Annotated in this window: 20 protein-coding genes; 10 read left to right on the top strand and 10 right to left on the bottom strand. The window is 72.5% G+C overall.

All coding sequences use genetic code 11. The annotated features are described in order from the left end of the window. Positions 1 to 38 precede the first annotated feature (38 nt). Both AC0OO9_RS13255 and AC0OO9_RS13250 read right to left on the bottom strand, forming a co-directional pair. A complete protein-coding gene (locus AC0OO9_RS13255; RefSeq protein ID WP_484517463.1) occupies positions 39 to 494 on the bottom strand; it encodes a hypothetical protein in 456 nt (151 codons plus the stop codon). After that, complete coding sequence (locus AC0OO9_RS13250) at positions 476 to 1,141, bottom strand: HNH endonuclease family protein (protein ID WP_132238465.1); 666 nt, start codon at positions 1,139 to 1,141, stop codon at positions 476 to 478. Before AC0OO9_RS13250 ends, AC0OO9_RS13255 begins: the two co-directional genes overlap by 19 nt. A 108-nt stretch (positions 1,142 to 1,249) precedes the next feature. Between AC0OO9_RS13250 and AC0OO9_RS13245 the strand changes: the two genes are divergently transcribed. Then, positions 1,250 to 2,686 carry an MFS transporter gene (locus AC0OO9_RS13245; RefSeq protein ID WP_484517462.1) on the top strand — a complete coding sequence of 479 codons (1,437 nt, stop codon included), beginning with the start codon at positions 1,250 to 1,252 and terminating at the stop codon, positions 2,684 to 2,686. A 48-nt stretch (positions 2,687 to 2,734) separates the two neighbouring features. Here the strand turns inward: AC0OO9_RS13245 and leuA are convergent, their stop codons facing one another. From leuA to AC0OO9_RS13230, 3 genes are all read right to left on the bottom strand, one after another. Further along, the gene (gene leuA, locus AC0OO9_RS13240; RefSeq protein WP_484517461.1) at positions 2,735 to 4,486 is read right to left on the bottom strand and encodes a 2-isopropylmalate synthase; all 1,752 of its coding nucleotides are present in this window, start codon (positions 4,484 to 4,486) and stop codon (positions 2,735 to 2,737) included. A gap of 238 nt (positions 4,487 to 4,724) precedes the next feature. Next, the gene (locus tag AC0OO9_RS13235; protein WP_484517460.1) at positions 4,725 to 5,276 is read right to left on the bottom strand and encodes a nitroreductase family protein; all 552 of its coding nucleotides are present in this window, start codon (positions 5,274 to 5,276) and stop codon (positions 4,725 to 4,727) included. Positions 5,277 to 5,361: 85 nt separating this feature from the next. Then, complete coding sequence (locus AC0OO9_RS13230) at positions 5,362 to 6,198, bottom strand: hypothetical protein (RefSeq protein WP_484517459.1); 837 nt, start codon at positions 6,196 to 6,198, stop codon at positions 5,362 to 5,364. Between the two features lie 224 nt (positions 6,199 to 6,422). Between AC0OO9_RS13230 and AC0OO9_RS13225 the strand changes: the two genes are divergently transcribed. The 4 genes from AC0OO9_RS13225 to AC0OO9_RS13210 all read left to right on the top strand — a co-directional run bounded on the left by AC0OO9_RS13225 (position 6,423) and on the right by AC0OO9_RS13210 (position 11,254). Further along, a complete protein-coding gene (locus AC0OO9_RS13225; RefSeq protein ID WP_121401692.1) occupies positions 6,423 to 7,688 on the top strand; it encodes an aspartate kinase in 1,266 nt (421 codons plus the stop codon). 5 nt (positions 7,689 to 7,693) lie between these two features. Further along, entirely contained in the window at positions 7,694 to 8,755 is a 1,062-nt protein-coding gene (locus tag AC0OO9_RS13220; RefSeq protein ID WP_484517458.1) for an aspartate-semialdehyde dehydrogenase, read from the top strand. A gap of 1,633 nt (positions 8,756 to 10,388) precedes the next feature. After that, positions 10,389 to 10,688, top strand: a complete 300-nt coding sequence (locus AC0OO9_RS13215) for a hypothetical protein (protein ID WP_484517457.1) — start codon at positions 10,389 to 10,391, stop codon at positions 10,686 to 10,688. Positions 10,689 to 10,750: 62 nt separating this feature from the next. Continuing rightward, complete coding sequence (locus AC0OO9_RS13210) at positions 10,751 to 11,254, top strand: helix-turn-helix domain-containing protein (RefSeq protein WP_484517456.1); 504 nt, start codon at positions 10,751 to 10,753, stop codon at positions 11,252 to 11,254. Positions 11,255 to 11,268: 14 nt separating this feature from the next. On the opposite strand, the gene AC0OO9_RS13205 is transcribed toward AC0OO9_RS13210, so the two are convergent. Then, a complete protein-coding gene (locus AC0OO9_RS13205) occupies positions 11,269 to 12,690 on the bottom strand; it encodes a GGDEF domain-containing protein (RefSeq protein ID WP_484517455.1) in 1,422 nt (473 codons plus the stop codon). A 216-nt stretch (positions 12,691 to 12,906) separates the two neighbouring features. Here AC0OO9_RS13205 and AC0OO9_RS13200 point away from each other — a divergent pair, with 216 nt between their 5' ends. The 4 genes from AC0OO9_RS13200 (at position 12,907) to AC0OO9_RS13185 (ending at position 17,138) form a co-directional block, all read left to right on the top strand. Continuing rightward, complete coding sequence (locus AC0OO9_RS13200; protein WP_311413239.1) at positions 12,907 to 13,689, top strand: phosphodiesterase; 783 nt, start codon at positions 12,907 to 12,909, stop codon at positions 13,687 to 13,689. Between the two features lie 21 nt (positions 13,690 to 13,710). Beyond that, on the top strand, positions 13,711 to 14,352 hold the full coding sequence (locus AC0OO9_RS13195; RefSeq protein ID WP_484517454.1) for a histone deacetylase: 642 nt from the start codon (positions 13,711 to 13,713) through the stop codon (positions 14,350 to 14,352). Positions 14,353 to 14,684: 332 nt separating this feature from the next. Next, the gene (locus tag AC0OO9_RS13190; protein ID WP_484517453.1) at positions 14,685 to 15,140 is read left to right on the top strand and encodes a lamin tail domain-containing protein; all 456 of its coding nucleotides are present in this window, start codon (positions 14,685 to 14,687) and stop codon (positions 15,138 to 15,140) included. A gap of 288 nt (positions 15,141 to 15,428) precedes the next feature. Continuing rightward, positions 15,429 to 17,138, top strand: a complete 1,710-nt coding sequence (locus tag AC0OO9_RS13185; RefSeq protein WP_484517452.1) for a bifunctional metallophosphatase/5'-nucleotidase — start codon at positions 15,429 to 15,431, stop codon at positions 17,136 to 17,138. A 120-nt stretch (positions 17,139 to 17,258) separates the two neighbouring features. On the opposite strand, the gene AC0OO9_RS13180 is transcribed toward AC0OO9_RS13185, so the two are convergent. After that, positions 17,259 to 18,542 carry an MFS transporter gene (locus tag AC0OO9_RS13180; RefSeq protein WP_484517451.1) on the bottom strand — a complete coding sequence of 428 codons (1,284 nt, stop codon included), beginning with the start codon at positions 18,540 to 18,542 and terminating at the stop codon, positions 17,259 to 17,261. A 132-nt stretch (positions 18,543 to 18,674) separates the two neighbouring features. Here AC0OO9_RS13180 and AC0OO9_RS13175 point away from each other — a divergent pair, with 132 nt between their 5' ends. Next, the gene (locus AC0OO9_RS13175) at positions 18,675 to 19,148 is read left to right on the top strand and encodes a hypothetical protein (RefSeq protein ID WP_484517450.1); all 474 of its coding nucleotides are present in this window, start codon (positions 18,675 to 18,677) and stop codon (positions 19,146 to 19,148) included. Positions 19,149 to 19,214: 66 nt separating this feature from the next. On the opposite strand, the gene AC0OO9_RS13170 is transcribed toward AC0OO9_RS13175, so the two are convergent. The 3 genes from AC0OO9_RS13170 to AC0OO9_RS13160 all read right to left on the bottom strand — a co-directional run bounded on the left by AC0OO9_RS13170 (position 19,215) and on the right by AC0OO9_RS13160 (position 24,196). After that, positions 19,215 to 21,242, bottom strand: a complete 2,028-nt coding sequence (locus AC0OO9_RS13170) for a hypothetical protein (RefSeq protein WP_484517449.1) — start codon at positions 21,240 to 21,242, stop codon at positions 19,215 to 19,217. 207 nt (positions 21,243 to 21,449) lie between these two features. Continuing rightward, positions 21,450 to 22,652 carry a helix-turn-helix domain-containing protein gene (locus AC0OO9_RS13165; RefSeq protein WP_484517448.1) on the bottom strand — a complete coding sequence of 401 codons (1,203 nt, stop codon included), beginning with the start codon at positions 22,650 to 22,652 and terminating at the stop codon, positions 21,450 to 21,452. 338 nt (positions 22,653 to 22,990) lie between these two features. Continuing rightward, on the bottom strand, positions 22,991 to 24,196 hold the full coding sequence (locus AC0OO9_RS13160; RefSeq protein ID WP_484517938.1) for a helix-turn-helix domain-containing protein: 1,206 nt from the start codon (positions 24,194 to 24,196) through the stop codon (positions 22,991 to 22,993). Between the last annotated feature and the right edge of the window lie 324 nt (positions 24,197 to 24,520).

Raw genomic sequence — 24,520 nt, 5'->3', positions numbered from 1 at the left:
GGCCCCCGTCGAGGGGCCGCGTCCCGGCGGTCGGCGGGTCAGCCCTCCGGGCGGTGCAGGAGCGCGACCGCGATGCCGTGCACCGCGTCCAGCCCGGCCGGGTCGGCCAGCGCGACCGTGCCGCCGGTGACCCTGTACCACTCGTCGGCGTCCCGGTACTGCACCGTCAGCGTCACCTGGCCGTCGGCGTACGCGGTGCGCAGGGTCAGCTCGCCGGTGACCACCCCGACCTCGTCGGTCATCACCCCGCCCGGGCCGGGCACCACGTCGGCCGTACGTTCCCGCGCGGCGGTCGACGTGCCCTCGGCGTCGGCGGCCATCCCGGCCCCCGGCACGCCGGTGGTCGTGCCGGCCGCGCCGTCCGCCGTCATGCCGGCCGTGGTCGGCCCGGGCGACGCGCTGCCCGTGGCCGCCGCCGCGTCCTCCCCGGTGGCGTCCGGCCTCTGCTCCGGGGCGGGCGTCGCCCCGGCTCCGGTCACGGCTTGCTCGCCCATGTGCAGCCCTCCAGCATGTCGGTCAGGGCGGCCTTCTCGGCACTGGTCACCGTCAGCCGCCAGTGGTGCTTGACCGTCACCCAGTTGTCGGCGTACTGGCACCAGAACGACCGGTTCGCCGGCTTCCACTGGGACGGGTCCTGGTCACCCTTTGCCCGGTTGGAGGACGCGGAAACCGCGATGAGCTGCGGCCGGTCCAGGTCGTTGGCGAACTCGCCACGCTTCGCGTCGTCCCACTCGTCGGCGCCCGAGCGCCACGCGTTCGCCAGCGGCACGGTGTGGTCGATGTCCACGTCGGACGGGTCGGTGAACGCGCGGCCGTCGTAGACGCTCTCCCAGTGGCCGCCGACCACGTTGCAGCCGGAGAGCTTGATGTCCTCCCCGTCGCGTTTCAGCACGCTGTCGCGTACGTCGCAGTTCTTGCCGGTGTCCCGCCAGTGCGGGAAGCGGCTGCGGCTGTAGCCCTTCATCGACCCGGCGGTGGCCACGGTGAGCTGGGTCAGCTTCTGCGCGGCGTTGCCGCCGCTACCACCGCTGCTCGGCGCGACGTCCGGCTCGTCGACGGCGACACAACCGGCCGCGCCGAGCGCCAGCGCCGCGGCGAGCGCGGCCGTCACTGCGGCGCGCGGTCCTGATCTGGTACGCACAGACGACACCTCTCCAGCTTGCGGGCTCCCGGCGATCCCGCACAGTACCCGGGCCCGCTTTCGGCGATTCGTGGCGTCTCTCATATCGTGCGGGGCAGATTGGACGCCATGACCGAAACCACGCCCGCGCTCCGGCTGGGCACCGCGCACGGGCGGGGCACCCTGCTCGCCGCCGTCCTCGCCTCCGGCATGGTCTTCCTCGACACCACCGTGGTCAACGTGGCGCTGCCGCGCCTCGGCGCGGACCTGGACGCGACCGTCGCCGGCCTCCAGTGGACGGTCAACGGGTACCTGCTGATGCTGGCCGCCTTCGTCCTGCTCGGCGGCGCGCTCGGCGACCGCTTCGGGCGGCGGCGGGTCTTCCTGCTCGGGGTGGTCTGGTTCACCCTCGCGTCGCTGCTCTGCGGCCTGGCCCAGGGCACCGAGTGGCTGATCGCGGCCCGGTTCCTCCAGGGCGCCGGGGGCGCGCTGCTCACCCCCGGCTCGCTGTCGGTGCTCCAGGCCAGCTTCCACCCGGACGACCGGGGACGCGCCATCGGCGCCTGGTCGGGGCTCTCCGGCGTCTCCACCGCGCTCGGCCCCTTCCTCGGCGGCTGGCTGGTCGACGCGCTCTCCTGGCGGTGGATCTTCTTCCTCAACCTGCCGCTGGCCGTGCTCGTGGTGCTGGCGGCGCTGCGCTGGGTGCCGGAGAGCCGGGACGAGGCCACGTCCCGCACCGGGGGCCCGGGACGTCACCGCCGCCGGTTCGACGTGGCCGGCGCGCTGCTCGGCGCGCTCGCCCTGGCCGGCGTCACGTACGCGCTGATCGACGCCCCCGTCCGGGGCCTCGACTCGGTGCCGGTGCTCGTCGCCGTGCTGGCGGGCGTGGTCGGCGCGGTGGCCTTCGTGCTTGTCGAGCGGCGCCGGGGGGACGGTGCGATGCTGCCCACCGGCCTCTTCGGCAGCCGGCTCTTCTCGGTGCTGAACGTCTTCACCGTGCTCGTCTACGCGGCGCTCGGCGGCTTCACGTTCTTTCTCGCCGTCTACCTGCAGAACGTGGTCGGCTGGTCGGCGCTGCTCACCGGGGTCGCGCTGCTGCCGATGACGGTGCTGCTGCTGGTCGGCTCGGCGCGGGCGGGCGCGCTGTCGGCGCGGATCGGGCCGCGGCTGCCGCTGACCGTCGGGCCGGTGGTCGCCGCCGCGGGGCTGGTGCTGCTGCGCGGCGTCGGCCCCGACGCGTCGTACTGGCGGGACGTGCTGCCCGGCGTGGTGCTCTTCGGGATCGGGCTGACGCTGGTGGTGGCGCCGCTGACCGCCTCCGTACTGGCCGCTGTCGACGACCGGTTCGCCGGCGTGGCGAGCGGCTTCAACAACGCGGCGTCCCGGGCGGGCGGCCTGCTGGCGGTGGCCGCGCTCCCGCTGCTGGTCGGGCTCTCCGGCTCCGGCTACGCGCAGCCGGCCGCGCTGACCGGCGCGTACCGGGGCGCGATGCTCTGGTGCGCCGGCCTGCTGCTGGCCGGCGCGGCGATGGCCGCCCTCCTCATCCACCGTCCGCCGAAGCGGTAGGAAGGGCAACCTGCCTCAGCGGGCTGGCTGCCCTTCCTAACCCGCAAATCAGGCGCGGGCGCGGTTGACGGCGCTCGTCACGGCCTTCACGGAGGCGGTGACGATGTTGGCGTCGGTGCCGACGCCCCAGACCGTACGACCGTCGACCTCGCACTCCACGTACGCGGCGGCCTGGGCGTCCCCGCCGGAGGAGAGCGCGTGCTCGTGGTAGTCGAGCACCCGTACCGCCACGCCCACCGACTGGAGCGCGTTGACGTACGCGTCGATCGGGCCGTTGCCGACGGCGGTCAGCGAGCGGGGCTCCCCGCCCAGGCCGACGCGGGCCTCGATCTCGACCTTGCCGTCGGCGGTGCCGATGGCGTAGCCGTCCAGGGCGAGCGCCGGGTCGACCTGGTGGTCGATCAGGTAGTGCGTGGCGAAGATCTCCCACATGGTGCCCGGGTCGACCTCGCCGCCGTCGTGGTCGGTGACCTGCTGGACCACGCCGGAGAACTCGATCTGGAGCCGGCGCGGCAGGTCGAGCTGGTGCTCGGACTTCATGATGTACGCGACGCCGCCCTTGCCGGACTGCGAGTTGACCCGGATGACCGCCTCGTAGGTGCGGCCCAGGTCCTTCGGGTCGACCGGCAGGTAGGGCACCGCCCAGGTGTGCTTGTCGATCGGCACGCCGGCCGCCGCCGCGTCCTTGGCGAGCGCGTCGAAGCCCTTCTTGATCGCGTCCTGGTGGGAGCCGGAGAAGGCGGTGTAGACGAGGTCGCCCGCGTACGGGTGGCGCTCGTGCACCGGGAGCTGGTTGCAGTACTCGACGGCGCGCCGCACCTCGTCGATGTTCGAGAAGTCGATCATCGGGTCGACGCCCTGGGAGAAGAGGTTCAGCCCCAGCGTCACCAGGTCCACGTTGCCGGTGCGCTCGCCGTTGCCGAACAGGCAGCCCTCGACCCGGTCCGCGCCGGCCAGCAGCCCCAGCTCGGCGGCGGCGACGCCCGTGCCCCGGTCGTTGTGCGGGTGCAGGCTCAGCACCAGGCTGTCGCGGCGGGGCAGGTGCCGGTGCATCCACTCGATCGAGTCGGCGTAGACGTTCGGCATGGCCATCTCGACGGTGGCCGGCAGGTTGACGATCAGCTTGCGGTCCGGGGTCGGGTCGATGACCTCGATGACCTTGGCGCAGACCTCCAGCGCGTACTCCAGCTCCGTGCCCGTGTAGGACTCGGGCGAGTACTCGTAGTGGATGTCCGTGTCCGGGGTGTGGATCTCCGCGTACTTGCGGCAGAGCCGCGCGCCCTGCGTGGCGATGTCGGCGATGCCGTCGCGGTCCAGCCCGAAGACCACCCGCCGCTGGAGCGTGGAGGTCGAGTTGTAGAAGTGCACGATGGCCCGCCGCGCGCCGCGCAGCGACTCGAAGGTGCGGTCGATCAGGTGCTCCCGGCACTGGGTGAGCACCTGGATCGTGACGTCCTCCGGGATCAGGTCCTGTTCGATGAGCTGGCGGACGAAGTCGTAGTCCGTCTGGCTGGCCGAGGGGAAGCCGACCTCGATCTCCTTGTAGCCCATCTGCACGAGCAGCTGGAACATCCGGCGCTTGCGCTCCGGCGACATCGGGTCGATCAGCGCCTGGTTGCCGTCGCGCAGGTCCACCGCGCACCAGCGCGGCGCGGCCTCGACGTGCCGGGTCGGCCAGGTGCGGTCGGGCAGGTCGAGCCGGAACTGCTGGTGGTACGGCTGGTAGCGGTGGTACGGCATCCGGCTGGGGCGCTGCCGGGCGATCGGATCGGTCTCAGCGTCGGCGATGGGTTGAGCCATGACGGAGTGCTCCCTGGAACATGTGGCGTCAGCAATCGGAAGGTGTCGGCCAGGTGCCGGGCGACGGTGCCCGGGCGGTTGCCGATGGGAAGTTTCGGATGTGCTGGACGGCGCGGTTCGACTCCGCGACGAGGTGCCGGCCTTCAGGCCTCGTCGCGGCGACCAAGGAGAAGGTACGCCTGCCACATGACCAGGTAACCCTACGTGGCGGGCCGGGGTGCGGGAAGGCGGGTCCGGACTATGAGACGCACTTCGCAGCCTGGCTGGTCAGCAGGAGTTCGGCCAGGGGGAGCCGGCGGCGCAGGCCGGTCTCCGAGCGCAGCAGGTCGGCGGGGAGGCTGAGCGGGTCGCCGAGCTGCCCGACGGCCGCCACCACGTGCGGTCGTACGTCCGCCGGCAGGTCGAGGTCGGCGGCCAGGCCGGCGTGGTCGAGGTCGTGCAGTTGGCGTACGTGCAGGCCGAGCGCGGTGGCCTGCACGGTGAGGTGCGCGACGGCCTGGCCCAGGTCGTACGCGTGCCCGGCGGATCCGGTCCGGTGCGCGCCGAGCAGCAGGGCGGCGGCGCGCTGCGTCCACCGCTGGTCGGCCTCCGGCAGGTTGACCAGGATCCGCTTGAACGTCTCGTCGTCGCGGTGCCCGAGCGCGAACCGCCACGGTTGGGCGTTGCCGGCCGAGGGCGCCCAGCGGGCCGCCTCCAGCAGCGCGGACGCGTCCTCGCGGGACAGCTCCGCCACCGGGTCGAAGGACCGGGGGCTCCAGCGGAACGCGAGCAGCGGGGTGAGGTCGGCCATGGGGTAAGTGTCCCGTAAGGGCGATTCAGTGGTTAAGGGCGGGATGTCCGAATGTGGCGAACGGCACCCGTAACGTCGCGGGCGGTCACGGCGTTTCCGCGCTCGGGCTCGTGGTCGCCTCCGCGGTCGGGTCAGGAGCCGCCGTGCCGAGCGGCTCGGCGTCGACCACCGGCCCGGCCAGCTGCACGGTGGCCGGGGCGGGCGCGGGCGTCCCGGCGAGGATCAGCGTGCCGGACGCGGTGCGCACCGCCGTGGGCGTGCCGTCGGCGTCGTAGCAGTAGATCCCCACGTCCAGCGGCGCGTTTATCGACGCCGAGGTGGTCTCGACCGAGTAGCAGGCGCCGGACGCGCCGGGTGGCGGCTCGGCGGGGGAGACGGCGAGCGGGGCCCGCCGGTCGGTCAGCACGTCCAGCCAGTCGGTGAACGGGTGCTGCACCCGGGGGTCGAGCCGGCGGGGCACGGCCTCGTCCCGGTCGCCGAGGCGTACGCAGGCCGCCGGCTCGGGCCGGGCGGCGGACGGCAGGGCGCACTGGAACAGCCCGTCGGCGGTGGCGGCGAACGAGACGTCGGCGGTCCCGCCCAGCGCACCACCCGGCACGTCGACCCGCCAGCTCCCGTCGTTCGCGCTGGTCACCAGGATCGTCCGGTCCGGGGACTCCGGGGCGCGCAGCGTGTAGCTGGCGACCAGGTGCCGGTCCTGCGCGGCGGCCGCCAGCGCCGCCAGTTCGTCGCGGGCCGCGTCCACCCCCGCCGGCACCGGTGTCGAGGTGGGCGTGGGCCGGGTGGCCGGTTCGTCGGCGGTGCAGGCGACGAGGAGCGCGGGCAGGGCGAGCGCGAGCGGACCGGCCAGGCGTCGGGCCGGGCGCACCGGCGGGCGCGCGGGCTTCGCGGGAGGGCCGGCCGGGCGAAGGTGGGCGTGCACGGGGCCATTCTGCGGCCCGGAAACGACGCGTGGGGGCCCTGCCACGCGCGGCGCCCCGGCGTGTCGTGCACCACCCCGCCACGGGCCGCCGGGCCGGATCGTGGGATCACCTGACCCGGCCGAGTCGCCCGACCGATACCCTGGGTGCGTCTGACACGCGCCGCCGGCTGAGATCCGGCGGCGTCGGCACGCTCAGGGTCGTCGCTGGGAGGGAGCGCACCGTCGTGGCACTCGTGGTGCAGAAGTACGGCGGGTCCTCCGTCGCCAACGCGGAGCGGATCAAGCGGGTGGCCGAGCGCATCGTCGCCGCCCGCAAGGCCGGCGACGACGTCGTCGTGGTGGTCTCCGCCATGGGGGACACGACCGACGAGCTGCTCGACCTGGCCAACCAGGTCAGCCCGCTGCCGCCGGGCCGCGAGCTGGACATGCTGCTCACCGCCGGGGAGCGGATCTCCATGGCGCTGCTCGCCATGGCCATCCACAACCTGGGATACGAGGCCCGCTCGTTCACCGGCTCGCAGGCCGGCGTGATCACCACGTCGGTGCACGGCCGGGCACGGATCATCGACGTCACGCCGGGCCGGCTCAAGGGCGCGCTCGACGAGGGCGCGGTGGTCATCGTCGCCGGCTTCCAGGGCGTCTCGCAGGACACCAAGGACGTCACGACGCTGGGCCGGGGCGGCTCCGACACCACCGCCGTGGCGCTCGCCGCAGCGCTGCACGCGGACGTCTGCGAGATCTACACCGACGTGGACGGCGTCTTCACCGCCGACCCGCGGATCGTGCCGAACGCGCGGCACATCACCCAGATCACCTACGAGGAGATGCTGGAGCTGGCCGCCTGCGGCGCCAAGATCCTGCACCTGCGCAGCGTGGAGTACGCCCGCCGGGCGGGGTTGCCGATCCACGTCCGTTCGTCATACTCGACCAACACCGGCACGATGGTCACCGGATCGATGGAGGACCTTCCCGTGGAGCAGGCACTGATCACCGGGGTCGCGCACGACCGCAGCGAAGCCAAGATCACGATCGTTGGGGTGCCCGACGAGCCGGGCGCCGCCGCGCGGATCTTCGACACCGTGGCCGGCGCCGAGATCAACCTCGACATGATCGTGCAGAACGTCTCCACCGAGGGCACGGGCCGCACGGACATCTCCTTCACGCTGCCCAAGGCCGACGGCCCGACGGCCATGGCCGCCCTGAGCAAGATCCAGGAGTCGGTCAAGTTCAAGGGCCTGCTCTACGACGACCACGTCGGCAAGGTCTCGCTGATCGGGGCGGGCATGCGCTCGCACCCCGGCGTCGCGGCCGGCTTCTTCGCCGCCCTCGGCGCGGCCGGGGTGAACATCGAGATGATCTCCACCTCGGAGATCCGGGTCTCCGTGGTCTGCCGCGACACCGACCTGGACGCCGCCGTGCGCGCCATCCACGAGGCCTTCGACCTCGGCGGCGACACCGAGGCCGTCGTCTACGCGGGGACGGGACGGTAGCCACCGTGTCGCCGCTGCCCACCCTGGCCGTGGTCGGGGCGACCGGTGCCGTCGGCACGGTGATGTGCGAGCTGCTCAGCGGCCGCAAGAACGTCTGGGGCGAGATCCGGCTGCTCGCCTCCGCGCGCTCGGTCGGGCGGCGGGTGCGGTGCCGGGGCGAGGAGCTGACCGTCCAGGCGCTGACCCCGGAGGCGTTCGAGGGCGTCGACGTGGCCATGTTCGACGTCCCGGACGAGGTCTCCGCGCGGTGGGCCCCGATCGCGGTCGGCCACGGGGCCGTCGCGGTGGACAACTCCGGCGCCTTCCGGATGGACCGCGACGTCCCGCTGGTGGTGCCGGAGATCAACCCCGAGCAGGTACGCAACCGGCCGAAGGGGATCATCGCCAACGCCAACTGCACCACGCTGGCGATGATCATCGCGATCGCCCCGCTGCACCGCGAGTACGGGCTGCGCGAACTGGTGCTCGCCTCCTACCAGGCGGCCTCCGGCGCCGGCCAGAGCGGCGTGGACACCCTGCACGCCCAGCTCACCAAGATCGCGGGGGACCGGGTGCTCGGCTCCCGCCCCGGCGACGTACGCCAGGCGGTCGGCGACGACGTGGGCCCGTTCCCCGCGCCGCTGGCGCTCAACGTGGTGCCCTGGGCGGGTTCCCTGGCCGACGCGGGATGGTCGTCCGAGGAGATGAAGCTGCGCAACGAGTCGCGCAAGATCCTCGGGCTGCCCGACCTGAAGGTCTCCGCCACCTGCGTACGGGTGCCGGTGGTGACCGGCCACTCCGTCGCGGTGCACGCGGTCTTCGCCACCGAGGTGGACGCCGAGGGCGCCCGCGAGGTGCTGCGGAACGCGCCCGGGGTGATCCTGGTCGACGACCCGGCTTCGGGCGAGTTCCCGATGCCGATCGACGCGGTCGGCACCGACCCCTCCTGGGTGGGCCGGATCCGCCGCGCCGTCGACGACCCCCGCGCCCTGGACTTCTTCGTCACCGGCGACAACCTCCGCAAGGGCGCCGCCCTGAACACGGCCCAGATAGCCGAACTCCTGGCCAAGGAACTCACCCCCCGCTGAGCCGCCCCCGGACGTCGCACGGCGGCGTGCCGAGGCCCTGCCGGCGCGGTGCGACGAGGCCCTGCCCGCGTGGCGCTCCGAGGCCCTGCCGCGCGGTGCGAAGACGCTCTGCCCGCACGGCGTTCCAAGCTCCGCTCGCGCGGTGCGACGATGCTCTGCCGTGGGTGTGCCCGCGCCCCATCCGGAGCCGCCGTGTCCGACTGGAAAGAGCGCCGGGCGGCGCCGAGAATGGTTCGCCGGCAACTGCGATCTCGAAGTGTGCAATTTTCAATCGTGGAATTTCCACGGTCGGTCTGCCCGCCGCTCGGCGCCCGCGTCGTGATGCCGACAGTCGCGCGCGTTGCTGCCCGAATCGCCGCGCGGGCGCGCCTTGTCGCGCACTGTGGCAGCCGATGTTGCAGCGCCGACACGCCGGAGCGGGAGGATTTTTTGCCGGGCCGGGCCAGCCCGGGCCGTCGCAACCGATCGGTTGCCGTCGATGGGTCCCGTCGGTCGCCCTCGCCCGGCCGCCCGCCTCGGGGGCGTCGGTCGGCCCGCCGTTTGCGCTCAGAAAGCGGCATTCGCCGGTATCGATTGCAGATGCTCCAGGTGTCGCCAGTTCGGCATCGGCCGTTGCCCCGAGGTGGAGCTACCTGCCGGTAATGTCCTTTTGACTCCCGGTCGTCGACGCTCCTGGCGGGCTGTCAACTGACTGTCGAATAATCCTGGGCCGTATCCCCGTGAAACCTCACGTTCGGGGGATCCGGTTCGGGCTGTTCGGGCCATCCGAGTTGATGCGACCGAGTGCTGGCCGGACTCTCGGTCGCCGTGTGATCACGCTGGGATGAAACTTTCTCCGGACGGAGCTGGTGGATCAACCTTCAAAAGGCTCAAATGGTACGAAGAGCCGAAGGGGCGGGGCATCGCCTCATGTTCGTGCGTCGATGTGTTTCATCCCGTTGCAGGTCCGGCTCCGTGGGTTGAGGTATCCCGCCCGATCGGGAAACCTGTAGCCGACTCGGCCGCCACTGTCGGCCGATCAGCGCTACCGGTTTTCTCCATCGGGAAAACCTCCGAGTTGCTGCCTGCTGGTCCGGGCCGGATTTCGGGAGAAGCGCAAATGGAAACCCCTCGTTGCAGCGGGGGGTTTCTGTTTTTCGGCGGGGATCGACAATTCCGATCGCGTCACGGGTTCGCGTAGGACGTACGTACGGTTTTCCGCGCCGGTTCCGCGCATTGACGACGACGGTGTCCGGCGGCGGCCGTCCCGGCGTTTCAGCTTGGTTCACGCGCTTCAGTTGGGCCGGTTCCGTGCCCGATGATGGTCGGGTACCGCCGGACACTGGCTGCAACCAGGGGCGGTACGCGGGCCCGCGTCGCGGGCCCGCGCTGTGCGCAACAACCGACTCCCCCGGGAGGCCCGGACCAGCACCACCGGGGCGGAGGCGCTGCCTCCGCCCCACCCGCCGGGGTGGACGCCCGCCCCGGTCAACTCGGCGGCGGCCGCACGGCCGCCACGACCGAAGGAGTTCCGAGCCGGATGACCGAACAACCATCCCTCGACCCCCGCCCGGTGGCCGTTTCGTGCGGCCCCCCGGCAACCCGGCGACCGGCCCCCCAACCGGGAGCCTGGTGGCCCGGCGTCATCGTCATCGTGATCGTGATCGCCACGGCGGCGGCCCTGCAGCTGTCGGGGCGCGCCCTGGACGAGACCCTGCTGACGGCCGGTGCGGTCGTCCTGCTGGCCGGTGAGGTGGCCCGCCGGACCGTCGGCGTCCACGGGCCGCTGCCCACGGCACTCGTGACCGCGGCGGTCGCCGTTCTCGCCGGTGCGGTGCTGCTGACCGGTCGGCCACCGACCGAGGTCGCGCTGGCGGTCTGTCTGACCGGCGTCGTCGCCGGCCGGGTCTCCACCTGGCTGCTCGGGGCGCCTGGCCCTCGGTGGGGGGTGTAGCGCCGACGAAGCGCGCCGGTGCCGGACGCGCGTCCGGCACCGGCGACCACGGCGCGCCGCCGATGTCCACGAACACGAACAACGCCGGGCGTGAGGGCCCAGGCTCCGAGACCGGCAGCCCGCACCTCACCGAGCTCGTCCGTCAGCTGAAGCTGACCTACCGGCAGGCGGGGAACCCGTCCTACCGCACGATCATCCGGACCACCTCCATCGGCCTGTCGACCTCCACGATCAGCCGCATCTTCACCGCCAGGAAGCCGCCGAAGTGGGAGAACCTGACCGAGCTGCTGCTCGCGCTCGGCGTCTCCCGGGAGGACATCAAGACCACCTGGCACCGGCTCTGGATGCTCGCCGACAACGAGGCCAACCCGCTCACGGGGACCGACAACGCCGGCGGGGAACTGCTGCCCGCGGGGCGGCGGCCCAAGGACGTCGAGGTCTGCCACCGGTGCGGGGCGTGGATCGCGGACACCGCGCTGCACACCCGGTGGCATGCCGGCGTCGCCCGGGTCGAGATGCCCACGAACGAGCAGAAGCCGGTGAACGTCGCCCGCCGCCGACGGTGACCGGACGGGGTTGGTCAGGCGGGGGCCAGGCGTACGCCGTCGCGGCCGTGGCGTTTCACCGCGTAGAGCGCCTGGTCGGCGCGGCGCAGCGTGGCCTCGGGTGACTCGCCGGGGAGGGGAAGGGCCACCCCGACGCTGATCGTGCGGCCGATCTGCCGCGCCGCCTCGGCCAGGCGCTCGGCGATCCGGACCGCCTCCTCGGGGCGCCCCACCTCGATCACCGCCACGAACTCGTCGCCGCCGATCCGGTAGAGCTCGTCACCGTGCCGCAGCGCCCCCTCCAGGGCCCGGGCCAGCCGGACGAGCACCCGGTCGCCGGCCTGGTGGCCGTACGTGTCGTTGACGGCCTTGAAGCCGTCCACGTCGATCGCCAGCAGGGCCGTACGCCCGGGGGTGGCCACGGCGATCCGCTGGCCGAACGGCCCCGTGTGCCGCAGTCCGGTCAACGGGTCCGAGTTGGCCTGCTCGCGCAGGCGGGCCAGGGTACGCAGCCGGTCGAGGCAGCTCCACGCCTGGCCGGCGAGCAGCTCCAGCAGGTTGACCGTGGTCGGGTCGGGGCGCAGCAGCCGTTCGTCGGCCACCAGCAGCACCCCGCCGTCGTCGGGCCGGCCGACGGGCACGGCGACCAGCGTGCGCACCCCGGCCCGGGTCAGCGGCCGGTGGTCGGGCACGGGCGGGTGTCCCGCCTCGCCGAGCGTGTAGCCCACGCCGTGGCGGTGGGCGCGAGCCACGAGTCCGTCCAGCGCGGCGGGGTCCGCCTCGGTCAGCTCCGCCCGGATCCGGGCCTCCAGCTCGCCGGGGGTGGCCGGCGGCGTACCCAGGCGGGGCCCGTCCGGGCCGGCGAGCACCAGTACCGCCGCGGAGAGCGTGGACACGTCCCGGGCGGCGGCGATCGCCGCGGCGAACAGGTCCCACTCCGTCGACGCGGAGGTCAGCGCGGCGGCGTGCCGCAGGAGCTTCTCGCTGCGGCTCTCCGCCGGTGGCCCGCCGAGCGCCACGATCCGGGCCCCGAGGCGGGCTGCCAGCCGCTCGGCGGTGTCGCGCCACGGGCCGAGGTCGGCCGGGCCGCACCACTGGAGGTCCAGCACCCCGATGGGCCGGCCCGCCGGGTCCAGCACCGGTACGCACACTTCGGCGGTGACGTCGGGGCGTACCGGGATGTAGTCGGGGTCGGCGGCGACGTCGGGCACGACGGCGGTCTCGCCGGAGGCGTACACCCGGCCCACGATCCCGGTCTTCGGCGGCACGGTGGAGAAGACCTGCCAGGAGCCGGTGGCCGCGACGCAGCGGAGCCGGTCGTGGACGTGCAGCAGGACGGAGATGGTGGCCGGAGCGTGGCGGGCGAGCGCGGTGACGGTCCACCGGCACGCCTCGACGACGGTCGACGCCATGGGGAGGCGGACCGTGACGTCACGGATGACTCGCTCGTGATCCACTCGGCACGTCGTTCCAGGTAGGGAGGGCCGCGACCGGCGGGCGGGCCCGCGATCAAGCGTACTCAGGCAGGCACGGGACCAGCGGGAACCAAGATCGTCGACGCGTTCGTACACATGTGCCATCCACAGGCTGTGGACAGGGCCTGTGGGTACGGGCGGGCCGCGCGCCGAGGCCAGCGGCGATAGCGTGAGGGTCCCGGTCGAGTGGAGGCACCGATGCTCATCGCCCAGCTCAGTGATCCGCACCTGACCACCGGCGTGCTCGCCGCCGAGCCGGCCGCCGGCCTGCACCGCGCCCTGGGCCGGGTGCTGGCGCTGAACCCACGGCCCGACTGCGTGGTGATCACCGGCGACCTGGTCGACCGTGGCCGCCCCGACGAGTACGCGACCCTGCGCGAGGTCATCGGCCGGTTCCCGCTGCCGGTGCACCTGGTCGCCGGCAACCACGACGACCGGGAGTCGCTGCTGGACGCGTTCGGGGGCACGCCCTGGCTCGGCGGTGGCTTCTCGGCGCACTACCACGTGGACCACCCGGAGGCGACTGTCGTGGTGCTCGACTCCCTGATGCCGGGCGGGGGCGACGCCGGCTGCCTCGGTGAGGACCAGCTCGGCTGGCTGGACGGGGTGCTGGCCGGTCGACCCGAGGTGCCGGCCGTGGTCTGCCTGCACCACCCGCCGGCACCGGTCGGCATCCCGTTCCTCGACGACATCGGGCTGACCGACGGCGACGAGCTGGCCGAGGTGGTCGCCCGCCACCCGCACGTGGTCCGGGTGGTCGCCGGGCACGTCCACCGCCCGGTCACCGTGACCTTCGCCGGCACGGTGCTCACCACCGCGCCGAGCACCTGGCGGCAGAGCTCCCTCACCACCAGCGCCGACGACCAGTTCGGCTGGGTCGTCGAGCCGACCGGCTTCCTGCTGCACAAGGTCACCGGGAGCGGTTGCGCCACGCACCTGGTGCAGGCCAGCCACGCCGCCGGCATGACCTGCGGCTTCTGACCGCCGGGACGAGCGGTTGTGGTGGGCGAGGTCTGGTACGTGGCGTACGGGTCGAACATGCACGCCGCCCGGCTCGGCTTCTACCTGGCGGGAGGCTGCCCGCCCGGCGGGCGGCGGACGTATCCGGGCTGCCGGGACCCGCGACCCCCCAGGCGTACGGTGCCGGTGTCGCTGCCCGGCGGCGTCTACTTCGCCGGCGAGTCGCGGGCGTGGACCGGCGGGATGGCGTTCTACGACCCGGCGCTCCCCGGCGAGGCGGCGGCCCGGGCCTACCTGCTCGACGTCGGGCAGTTCGCCGACGTGGCCGCCCAGGAGATGTACCGGGAACCCGGCGCCGGCGCCGGCCTGATCGTCGAGGCCGTCGCCACCGGGAGGGCCACCCTCGGCCCCGGCCGGTACGAGACCCTGCTCTGCCCCGGCCGGCTCGACGGGCTCCCGCTGCTGACCTTCACCGCGCCGTGGGCGGCGTCCGAGGTGCCGTGGCGGGCCCCGGCCCCGGCCTACCTCGACATGATCGCCCGTGGCCTGCGCGAGTCGCACGGCTGGGACGCCGACCGGATCGCCCGCTACCTGCTGGCCCGGCCGGGGGTCGCCGGGGCATGGGACGCCGCGGCCGTCGCGGCGCTGCTCGCCGGACCGGACCGGCGCGAGGTGCCGGGCTGACCACGGACCGGCGCGAGGTGCCTGGCTGACCACGGGCCGGCGCGAGGTGCCGGGCTGACCGACGCACCGGACGGCCTCCGACGCCGAACGCCGGGCGGGGGCGGGACGCTCGGTGGCCGTCGTCGCGCCGCACGGTGACCCCGGCGGTCGGTCGGACGAGCGGTGCACGTCCCGCCGGCCGGCAGCGGATCAACCGGGCGGACGCAATCGCCCGTGACGGCCGTTTCACCGTCCACATTCCACACCGGAGATCGATAACCTCGGCCGGCCGTGCGCGCTGCACGGCTCATCCGCCGGCTCCACGACCGGCCGTCTGTGTGTGGGGGAATCGCATGAGGAGAAGGCTGATCGGTCTCGCGGTGGCGCTCGCCGTCACGGTGGGCGTGTCGCTGACCACCGCCGGCCCGGCTCAGGCCGCCACCCCGGCCGTCCAGATCACCAAGGCGTACTACAACTCGCCGGGTGCCGACAACCGCTCGAACTCCAGCCTGAACGCCGAGTACGTCCGGCTGACCAACCGGCGCTCCACCACCGTCAACCTGAATTACTGGACGCTGCGCGACCAGTCCAACCACGTCTACAAGTTCTCCGGCGACTTCCGGCTGGCCCCGGGCGCCAGCGTCTTCGTGCACACCGGAAAGGGCACCAACAGCTCGACCCACCGCTACTGGGGCTCGGGCGCCTACATCTGGAACAACACCGGGGACAAGGCGTCCCTGCGCAACTCGTCCGGCACGCTGATCGACTCCTGCTCGTGGGGGAACAAGGGCAGCTACACGTACTGCTGAGGCGGGCGGCCGGCCCCGGGCACCCGGGGCCGGCGGCACCCCTCCGCCAGCCGGCGCCCACGCTGCCGGGCATGTCGGAAACGCCCGTCCGGATGGTCGCCGGCCGCGAGTTTACGCAGGTCTGCGCCCCCGCCCCGGTCGACCGGGGCGGGCGACGATGAGAGGCTGTCCGCGACGCGGCGGCGCTCGGCCACCGTCGCCACCGCGACCGAACCTGTCGACGGCGCGGCCCACCCCCGGGGTGGACCGTCACCCGGGTGCCCGCGCCGGCTTCCCACGAGGAGTTCCATGTCCATCCCCGGGATGCGCCGGGCCGCCATCGGCCTGACCGCGCTCGCCGTGACCGCCTTCGGCGCGGTCACGACCACCCCCGACCAGGCGGACGCCGGCCCGAAGCCGGTCGCCGTCAAGCTGCTGGCCCTCAACGACTTCCACGGCAACCTCGAACCGCCGTCCGGCACCACCAACGGCACCATCGCCGGGCAGCCCGCCGGCGGGGCCGAATACCTCGCCACCCAGCTCGCCGAGCTGCGCAAGCACGCCAAGAAGCAGAACACCATCACCGTGGCGGCCGGCGACCTGATCGGCGCCTCCCCGCTGCTCTCCGCCGCGTTCCACGACGAGCCGACCATCGAGGCGCTCTCGCTGGCCGGGCTCGACTACGCCAGCGTCGGCAACCACGAGTTCGACGAGGGGGCCGACGAGCTGCTGCGCATCCAGAACGGCGGCTGCCACCCGGTCGACGGCTGCGTCGACGGCACCCCGTACGAGGGCGCCGGCTTCCAGTACCTCTCCGCGAACGCGTTCAAGACCGCGACCGGCCAGCCGCTGCTGGCCCCGTACGCCATCCACAAGGTGCAGGGCGTCAAGGTCGGCTTCATCGGCATGACGCTGGAGGGCACCCCGCGGATCGTCAGCCAGCAGGGCGTCGCCGGCCTGACCTTCGCCGACGAGGCGCAGACCGCCAACCGGTACGCCCGCGAGCTGCGCCGCCAGGGCGTCGAGACCATCGTCGTGCTGCTGCACGAGGGCGGCACCCAGGACGCGACCGGCGGCATCAACGACTGCAAGGGCATCTCCGGCCCCATCGTGGACATCGCCAACCGGATGGACCCGTCCATCGACGTGGTCGTCAGCGGCCACACCCACCAGGCGTACAACTGCGACATCGCCGGCAAGCTGGTCACCAGCGCCAGCTCCTTCGGTCGCCTGGTCACGGACATCGACCTCTCCATCGACCGGCGTACCGGCGACGTGATCAGCGCCAAGGCCGAGAACGTGGTGGTCACCCGGGACGTCGCCCCGGACCGGGCGCAGACCGACCTGATCAACCGCTACAAGACCGTGCTCGGCCCGGTGGCCGGCCGCGAGGTCGGCCGGACCACCACGGAGATCAAGAAGACCCAGGAGACCCTCTTCGGTACGACCCTGGGCGAGTCCCCGCTGGGCAACGTGATCGCCGACGCGCAGCTCGCCGCCACCGACGACGAGCAGGGCGCCGTCGCGGCCTTCATGAACCCCGGTGGCGTACGCGCCGACCTCGACGCCGGCCCGGTCACCTACGAGGAGGCGTTCACGGTGCAGCCGTTCGGCAACAACCTCGTGACGCTCGACCTCACCGGCGCGCAGCTCTACTGCATGCTGGAGCAGCAGTTCGTCACGGGCCGGACGCTCTACCCGTCGTCGACCGTCCGCTACGTCGTCGACCCGGCCGGCACCACCGGCACCGTCGCCGACGCCTGCTCCGGCACCCGGGTCGTCCGGGGCAGCCTGACCCTCGGCGGGGTGGCGGTCACCGCCGACGCCACGTACCGGGTCACGGTGAACAACTTCCTCTCCGGCGGCGGCGACGGCTTCACCGTCCTCACCGGCGGCACCAACGCGGTCACCGGCATGATCGACCTGGACGCGTTCGTGGCCTACCTGACCGCCGAGTCCCCGGTCTCGGCGCCGGCCCTGGACCGCATCCGCACCACCGCGGAGGTCCCCACCGCCTGACGGCAGCGCTACGCACCCGACGGGCCCCGGAGCATCCCTTGCGGATTCCGGGGCCCGTCGCCGTCAGCAGCGTCGGGGGCCGGACACTCGGTGCCGCGGCCCGCGTGCCCGGCGGGGCGGTCAGGCCTTGGCCGTAGCCGGTTCGGTGGCTGGCGGGGCGGCCGGCGTGCGGCCGTCCTGGGCGGGCGTGAGCAGCCGGCGCAGGGAGAGCGCGATGAGCGAGGCCACAAGGCAGCCGCTGACGACCACCCCGACCCAGATCCGGCCGTCGGCCGCACCGAGCAGCGGGCCCGCCGTGACGGGGCCGATCACGCCGCTGATGCCGAAGATCATCGAACTCATGGCGTTGTACCGGCCGCGCAGCGCGTCCGTGGCGAGCGCGTTCGTCAGCGCCGGCATCACCGGCGACAACAGCGTCTCGCCGAAGCCGAAGATCGCCGAGCAGGCCACGACGCAGAGGGCGGCGATCAGCGCGTTGCTCGGTCCGACCACGCCCCCGGCCCCCAGGACCAGCCAGGCGATCGCGAAGACCGCGCCCACGACCGCCAGCCCGCCCGTGCGGCTGCGCCCCTCCATCCGCCGCAGGACCAGCAGCTGGGAGAGCACGATCATCACCGTGTTGCCGGCCAGCGCCCAGGCGACCACGCGCGGCGTCACCTCGGCCACCCGTACGGCGTAGGCGGTGAAGCCGACCTCGATCTGCGCGTAGCCGCAGGTGGTCAGGACGAGGCCGAAGATGACGAGCCGCCGGAACGGACGGTCGCGCAGCACGGTGAGGTAGCCGCCGGCCGACGCCCGCTCCCCGGCCGGTCCGGCAGCGAGCCGGTGGCCCACGTGCGGCAGGGTCAGCAGGATCAGCGCGGGCATCAGGTAGCTGATCGCGTCGAGCACGTAGATCGCCTGGAAGGTGACCTCGCGGGCGGTGTCGACGATCGCGCCGGAGGTCAGGCCGCCGACGCCGATGCCGAGGTTGAGCAGGGCGAAGTTCAGCCCGAAGACCCGCTGCCGCTCGTCGGCGTCGGTGAGCGAGGCGAGGATCGTGTTCTGCCCGGGCCAGATGACCGAGCTGCCCATCGCCACCAGCGTCATCACCCCGAACGCCGAGGCGCTCGAGTCGACCAGGGCCAGCGACCCGGTGCCGACCGCCTCGATCAGCAGGCCCGACAGCAGGATCCGGCGCGCGCCGAACCGGTCGATGAGCGCGCCGCCGATCGGTGAGAGCGCCAGGGTGATCACGCCGTACCAGCCGATCACCAGGCCGGCGCGGGTGTCGGTGAGGCCCCGGACGTCGGTCAGGTAGATGAACAGGAACGGCAGGGTGAGGCCGCGCCCGATCGCCGACAACAGCGTGCCGATGAGCATCCGCCGAGCTTCGGAACGGCGGGGCAGGGCGCGACTGAGCATCCCCCGATTCTGTGTGCTGGGTGTGACACAGCGCGAGAGCTTTTCGCGCCGAGTTTTCCGCTCGTCGTGTGCGTGGTGTCACAAAGGAGGCGCGTCGGCGAGGCGTCGTACCCCTCTGCGATCCTGGTCGGGATGACCACAGCCTGGCGACACCTGCCCGCACCAGCCCGCGAGATCGCCGCCGCCACCACCGACGCGGTCGCCGCCGCCCGCGAGCGCGCCCCCGAGGCGTACGACGTCGCGGTGGCCCGGCTCGCGGCGGCCGAACGGTCCGGCCTGGTGCTCGGCGCGGTGGTCCGGCTGCTGCTGGAGGAGACCCACCCCGACGGCCTCGACGGCGACGACGTCCGCCAGGTGCTCGAAGGCTGCGTCCGCGACGCCGCGCAGTGGCGGCCCGACGTCGACCCGCACGTGGTCCTCGTCCTGTTGGCGGGCGCCCTCGGCGTCTACGACCCCGACGGCGACGAGTCGCCGCCGGACCCGCCCGCCGTAGCCCGACACGCGCCGCTGCTCGTCGCCGACCTGCTCGCCGTCACCGGCCGGCCCGTCGAGGGCTACCTGACCGCCGCGTTCGCCGAGATCGCCCGCACCGAACAGCAGGACTGACCGGCGCCGCCGTACGTGACGGAGGGCCCGGCAGGTGCCAGGCCCTCCGTCACTCACGAGCAGAACTCAGGAGCTGGCCGCCACCTCGAACGAGTACCAGTTGCCGTACTCGCTCCAGGTGCCGTCGGGCTTGACGGCGTACACGGTCAACAGCACCCAACCGCTCGTCGTCGGCGTCCAGGTGACCGTTGCGCGACCATCGGCGTCAGCCGCGATCTCGGTCAGCTCCTCGCCGTCGACGAAGGAGTACCGGTAGGCCGCGGTGTCCGTCCAGCCCGGCGGCGGGGAGAAGGTGAAGGTGCCTGCGACTCCCACCCCGCCGACCGGCGAACCGTCCGGCGGCTGGACGTAGACGTCCGACTTGACGCCCGGGCCGGGGTAGAAGTGGGTCGACCAACTGGCCTCGGTGGAGACGAAGCCGTTGTCGCTGATGCTGCGTACCCGCACCGAGTGCCCATGCGGGTTGCCGGCGATGAAGCTGAAGTGCGCGGTGCCGTCCTCGGCGGCCTGCCTCGTCTCGCGATCGCCGTTGTCCAGGACGATCTCGTATTCGCGGACACCGGTGACGCCGGCCGCCGGAACGAACTTCAGCACCACCTCCTGCCCCCACTGCGGGTCTCCGTTCTCGACCCGGACATCCGGCGCGGACCAGGGGATGAACGTCCTGTAGACGGTCTCGGCCGAGATGTTGCCGGCGAGGTCGAGCGAACGCACGGTCAACTGCTGCGGCCCGGCCCCGGTCGGGTTCAGCGTCACGGTCGCCGAGCCGCCAGGGACGTCTGCCCTGACCGTGTTCGGCAGGCTGAACGGATCGCGGCAGACCAACTGGCCCAGGTCGCCCGAGGCCGCGCACGTGTTCACCCCGAGGCCGTTCCACGAGTACTGGAAGCCCGCCACGTCCTTGTTGCCGCCGCCGGAGAAGGTGAAAACGCCCGGCACACCCGCTGGGGCCTGCCCGCCGGTGCCGTCGGCCGGGTAGTTCGCGGAGGCAACCGTCGGTGCCGTGGGGCTGGTGCCGTCGTACGTGAAGAAGCACTTCTTCGACCAGGCCGAGAAGTCCGCCCCGTCACCCACCCGGGCCTGCCAGGCGTACGACTTGCCGTCGACGAGCGTGCCCGCCGGCAGGTTGGCCGTGTGCACCCGACCCGAGATGGCGTGCTGGCTGGTGAAGACCTGTCGGGCCGCCGCATCGCCTGTCGGCCAGATCGCGAACTCGCTGGTCAGGCGGTACTCGTCATCAGGGTCCGCGTCGGTGCCGAGGGCCTGGAGCACGTTGGCGAAGCCGGCCAGCCGTGGGTACGGACGGAACTGGGTGCACGGGAACCCGCCGTTGTAGAGGTGGGCGTTGTCGCCCTTCGGCACCGAGTTGTACTGCGTGGTCAGGCCGACGCTGCGGTACCAGTTGAGCCGACGACCGTAGGCCGGGTCGCTCTCGTTGGCTTCCGGGACGCGGATCTCGAACGTGATCCGGCGCTGCTTGCGCGCCACAGCGTCCTGTACAGCGGCACCGACGTCGAACGACAGGGTCGCCTTCGGGCACCATTCCGGGGTGAGGACCTCGTCCAGCTTGGTCAGCGGCTCAGGAGCGCTGTTCCAGGTGGGCGTGGTGCTCACCGGCTTGGTGCGCCAGATCTCGATCGCCCGCTTTCCGCAGTCGGCGGCGCTGTACTCCTCGATGAAGACCGTACCACCGTAGATCTTCCGGCCCTCGTAGGCGGACAGATCGAAGGTGGCGTAGACCCGGGAGGTGTGGCTGACACCCGCGTCGTCGACGGACGTGCCGAGCGGCATGTGTGTCTCGTCGTTCCACCCGTACGCCTTGCGCGGCGTGGCGGAGTCGGTCCAGCCGATCTGGATCGACGGAGTGCTTTCGTAGTGTGGTGCCGCGACGGCGGGACTGCCGGTCGCGACGAGGGCGAGCCCGCTGACGCCCAGCGTCAGCGCGAGCGCGCCGATGAGGCCACGACGTGGCCGAGTAACTATCACAGTGGATGGCCCTCCCCGAATCCAGCCGGGATCGTCCGGCCGGAAAGCTGCGGACATCAAATCGTGCAGGCTCGATATGCGGCAACAGCCTTTCGGGCGCTGCTGCACGTCCCAGACGTCTTGGTCATGGTCGATCCGGTGGGGTCATGGCGGTGCGGAGGACGTTGCGGGCGGCGGTCGCCACCGGGCACCCCGCAGTCCGGCAGATTGGGCAGCGGCCGTCGGGTCCGGGTCGGTGGGCGCGGAGAATCCAGCGGGCGGTGAAGGTCAGCCGGTTGCGGATCTGCGCCAGGGACAGGAACGGCGCGGTCATCCTCAACCCACCCCAAGGGTGGCGGCGAGCTGGATGAGCGTGGCCGGGGCGGCGGGCTCGCTGGCGACCTGGGCGAGGATGTCTCGGCCTGCGGGTCTGTGGCGGATCTCGGCCGGCGCAGTCCGGTCGGCCTCCATCAGGACTCGGCCGGCGCTGACCGGATCGTCAGCGTGGAGGTAAGCGCGGGCGGCGTCGATCAGGTACGCGGCCCGGTGTTCGGCGGGCAGCCACCGCCAGCCGTCCTGCGAGATCGCCTTCTCGTGCCGGGCCGCGGCATCCTCTGCGTCGCCCAGTTCCAACACTGCGGATATCCGGGCAAGCTCCACCGCCGTCGGCCCAAACCCGGTGCGGTAGTGGTCGTGGCCTTCCCCCACTCGCGCCGCCATCTCGGCGGCCTCGTCGATCAGCTCGACGGCGGTGCGGTCATCCCCGGCGCAGGCGGCGGCCAGGGCGGCCTGAATCAGCAGGCTGCCGCAAAGAGACAGCTCGGGCGGGGTGCCGTACTCGATCACGGGTGGGGCGATCCGGTAGGCGGCGGCCAGCATCACCGACTTCGCCACCCGCGTCCGTCCCGAGGCGCGCAACACCTGCCCGAGCTGCACCGCAGCGGCAGCCACCAACACCCGGTCACCGGTAGCGGCGATCATCGCCCGGTCGACCGCCAACCACGCCACATCGGGAGCACCAAGCTTCACCAGCAGCGACGCGGTCACCCGGTACGCCTCCACCAGCGGCACCCGACCCGCGCGGGGATCGTGGGCATGGGTGCGCTGCGCCTCGGCCAACAATTGCGGCACCAGGCCGACGACCTGGGGGTAGCGGGCATGCTGGAAGGTAATCCACACGTGCGCGACCTCCCGTGCCAGCCCGTCGGCTGGCAGCGCCGGTCGGCGGGCGACCGGGCGTTCCAAGGCGATCTCGTACGTCGACAGAGCTGCGCGGATCCGTTCCACGCCCTCCACACGTTCGATCACGTCGGCCGGCTGGACGTCCCGGCCGAGCAGCACCGCCGTGTCGATCCGCAGGACGGCGGCGATGTCCTGAAGCGTCGACATCTTGTCCAGCGAGCGAACGCCCCGCTCGACCTTGTCCACCCAGCTCTTCGACTTGCCCAGCCGATCGGCGAACACCTGCTGCGACAGTTTCCGCCGCCCCCGCCAGTACGCCACCCGACGGCCGATCGGCAACGCCTCACTGTCGCCCACGGCGCCACCGCCGGTCTGGCACGGTCCGGGTCGTCTCCCCGGCCGGTATTCGATCCGCCTCGGCCTGCGCGAGCAGCCGTTGCTTTGCCGCTTCCCGTTCCGCCTGCTGGATCTGCTCGCCTCGGCCCTCGAATGGAACAGCGTCGCTCATCCCTACCTCCGCTGGTGAGGGCGCGGCGGCACGCTTTGGGAAGGACCGACACCGCCGCACCCGGCTGGCGGGCGGGTCGCGTCTTCGCTGCTGGTCTGTTGGCGATCCACCCTCGATCACAGCATCGAGTGATCGGGCGGTTACCTGAAGATGATGGGTGTCCGCTGGCCGGGTCGACTGTCCGCTGTCAGGCTGCGGGCTGGTACGCCTCGTACACCTCGCGCAGCGCTGATGCCTCTGCCGCGTCGGTCTGCTCTACCCGCCGGAGCACCTCACGGGCCCGCCACCAGTTCGACGACGCCACCCGCCCGGAGCGAATCGCCTCGGCAGCGACCGCGCTGGCCTCGTCGGGCTGGTCGGCCGCGACCAACGCCAAGGCCAGGTCGAGGCGCGCGGAAGCGGAGCGTCGGGGCCGGTCGCCGCCGTCCCCGCGCGGATCCAGTTCCGCCAATGCGACCCGGGCGACCTGCTCCGCAGCCGGGTCTCCGGCCCAGGACAACGTCGTCGCCGTGTACGCCAACGCCTTCGTCGGGTCGTACCGGTAGTGATGTTCGGCCCGCTCCGGCACGGGCAGGTTCGCGGTCAGCCGCTCCAGGCGGTCAAGCGCATCGCGAGTCCGCCGGACGTCACCCACGCGCGCCCACACCCGCGCCTCCTGGGCCGTCGCCTGGATATGCGCCGAACTACCCCGGGGTGCCACCCGCTGGGCCTGCTGAGACAGGTCGATCGATCGTGGGTATTCGCCCCGGGTGAGCCGGTCCCACGCCTGGGTCTCCAGGCACCACGCCTGAATCTCCGAATGCTCGCTGTGCTCGGCGAGCTTGGTGGCGGCGGCCAGGTGCGCGGCGGCCGCGGAACGTTGCTGAAGGTCGAGGTGCACCGTCGCCCGCAGTACGGTCAGCCAGCCGCCGGCAACGATCAGACGCCGCCGCTGCGCAAGGGTGCCCCGGCCATCGAGGAGTCGGCCCACGTACGCCAGATGCTGTCGCACCATCGGAAGCAGGTCCACCGGCCGCGTCGTCGCGTACGCGCTCGCCAGGTCGTCGACGCCCGCCTCGATCCGGGTCAGCGTCTCGGCGCTCACATCGCTGGCACGTACCCGAGCCAGCAGCTCATCGGCCTCCGCGTCGTGGTCGACAGGCTGACCGACGAGCCGCGCGAGCGCACCGCCGGCCTCAAGAACGTCATCAAGATGCCGGGCCGTCTCGGGCGTCGGAGCCTTGGCACCGGTCTCCAGGTCGTGCAAGTGACTCTTACCCCGATGCGCGAGCTGCCCGAGCGCCCGCAAGGACAGACCCCGGCCGGCACGCAGAGCCCGCAACTGAGCCCCGAAACGCGGATCGACGTGCGACACAACCACGCTCCCGGCGTAGGAAGGAGGAACGCGTCCCAGCTCTCGTCGGCGGACAACCACTACGGACGGTACAACGCCCCGCCATGTCTACGTAACGGCACCGGCTGCCGAGACAGCACCGGACATCCCCAGGGAGGACTGGAACCCCGTCGGGGATGCCGTCTCAAGATGTCGGCTGCTGCCAACTGGTGGCGGTCCGCGTCGACGAGCAGGTGCCGGGTGTCGTCGGTTCATGTTCGGGGTCGACCCGCGTCGACGCTCGCGCTGCCTTCTTGCTACCTCGCCGCTGCCTGACGTCGCGCTTACAAGTTCTGGGCGCTCCGTCCGGGGGCGTCCAGCCACGTCTCTGACGTCGGGCGTTGA

The sequence above is a fragment of the Micromonospora sp. USAFONa4 genome, from assembly GCF_057197825.1.
The sequence above is the reverse complement of the archived record's forward strand: the minus strand, read 5'-3'. Positions and strand labels throughout refer to the sequence as shown.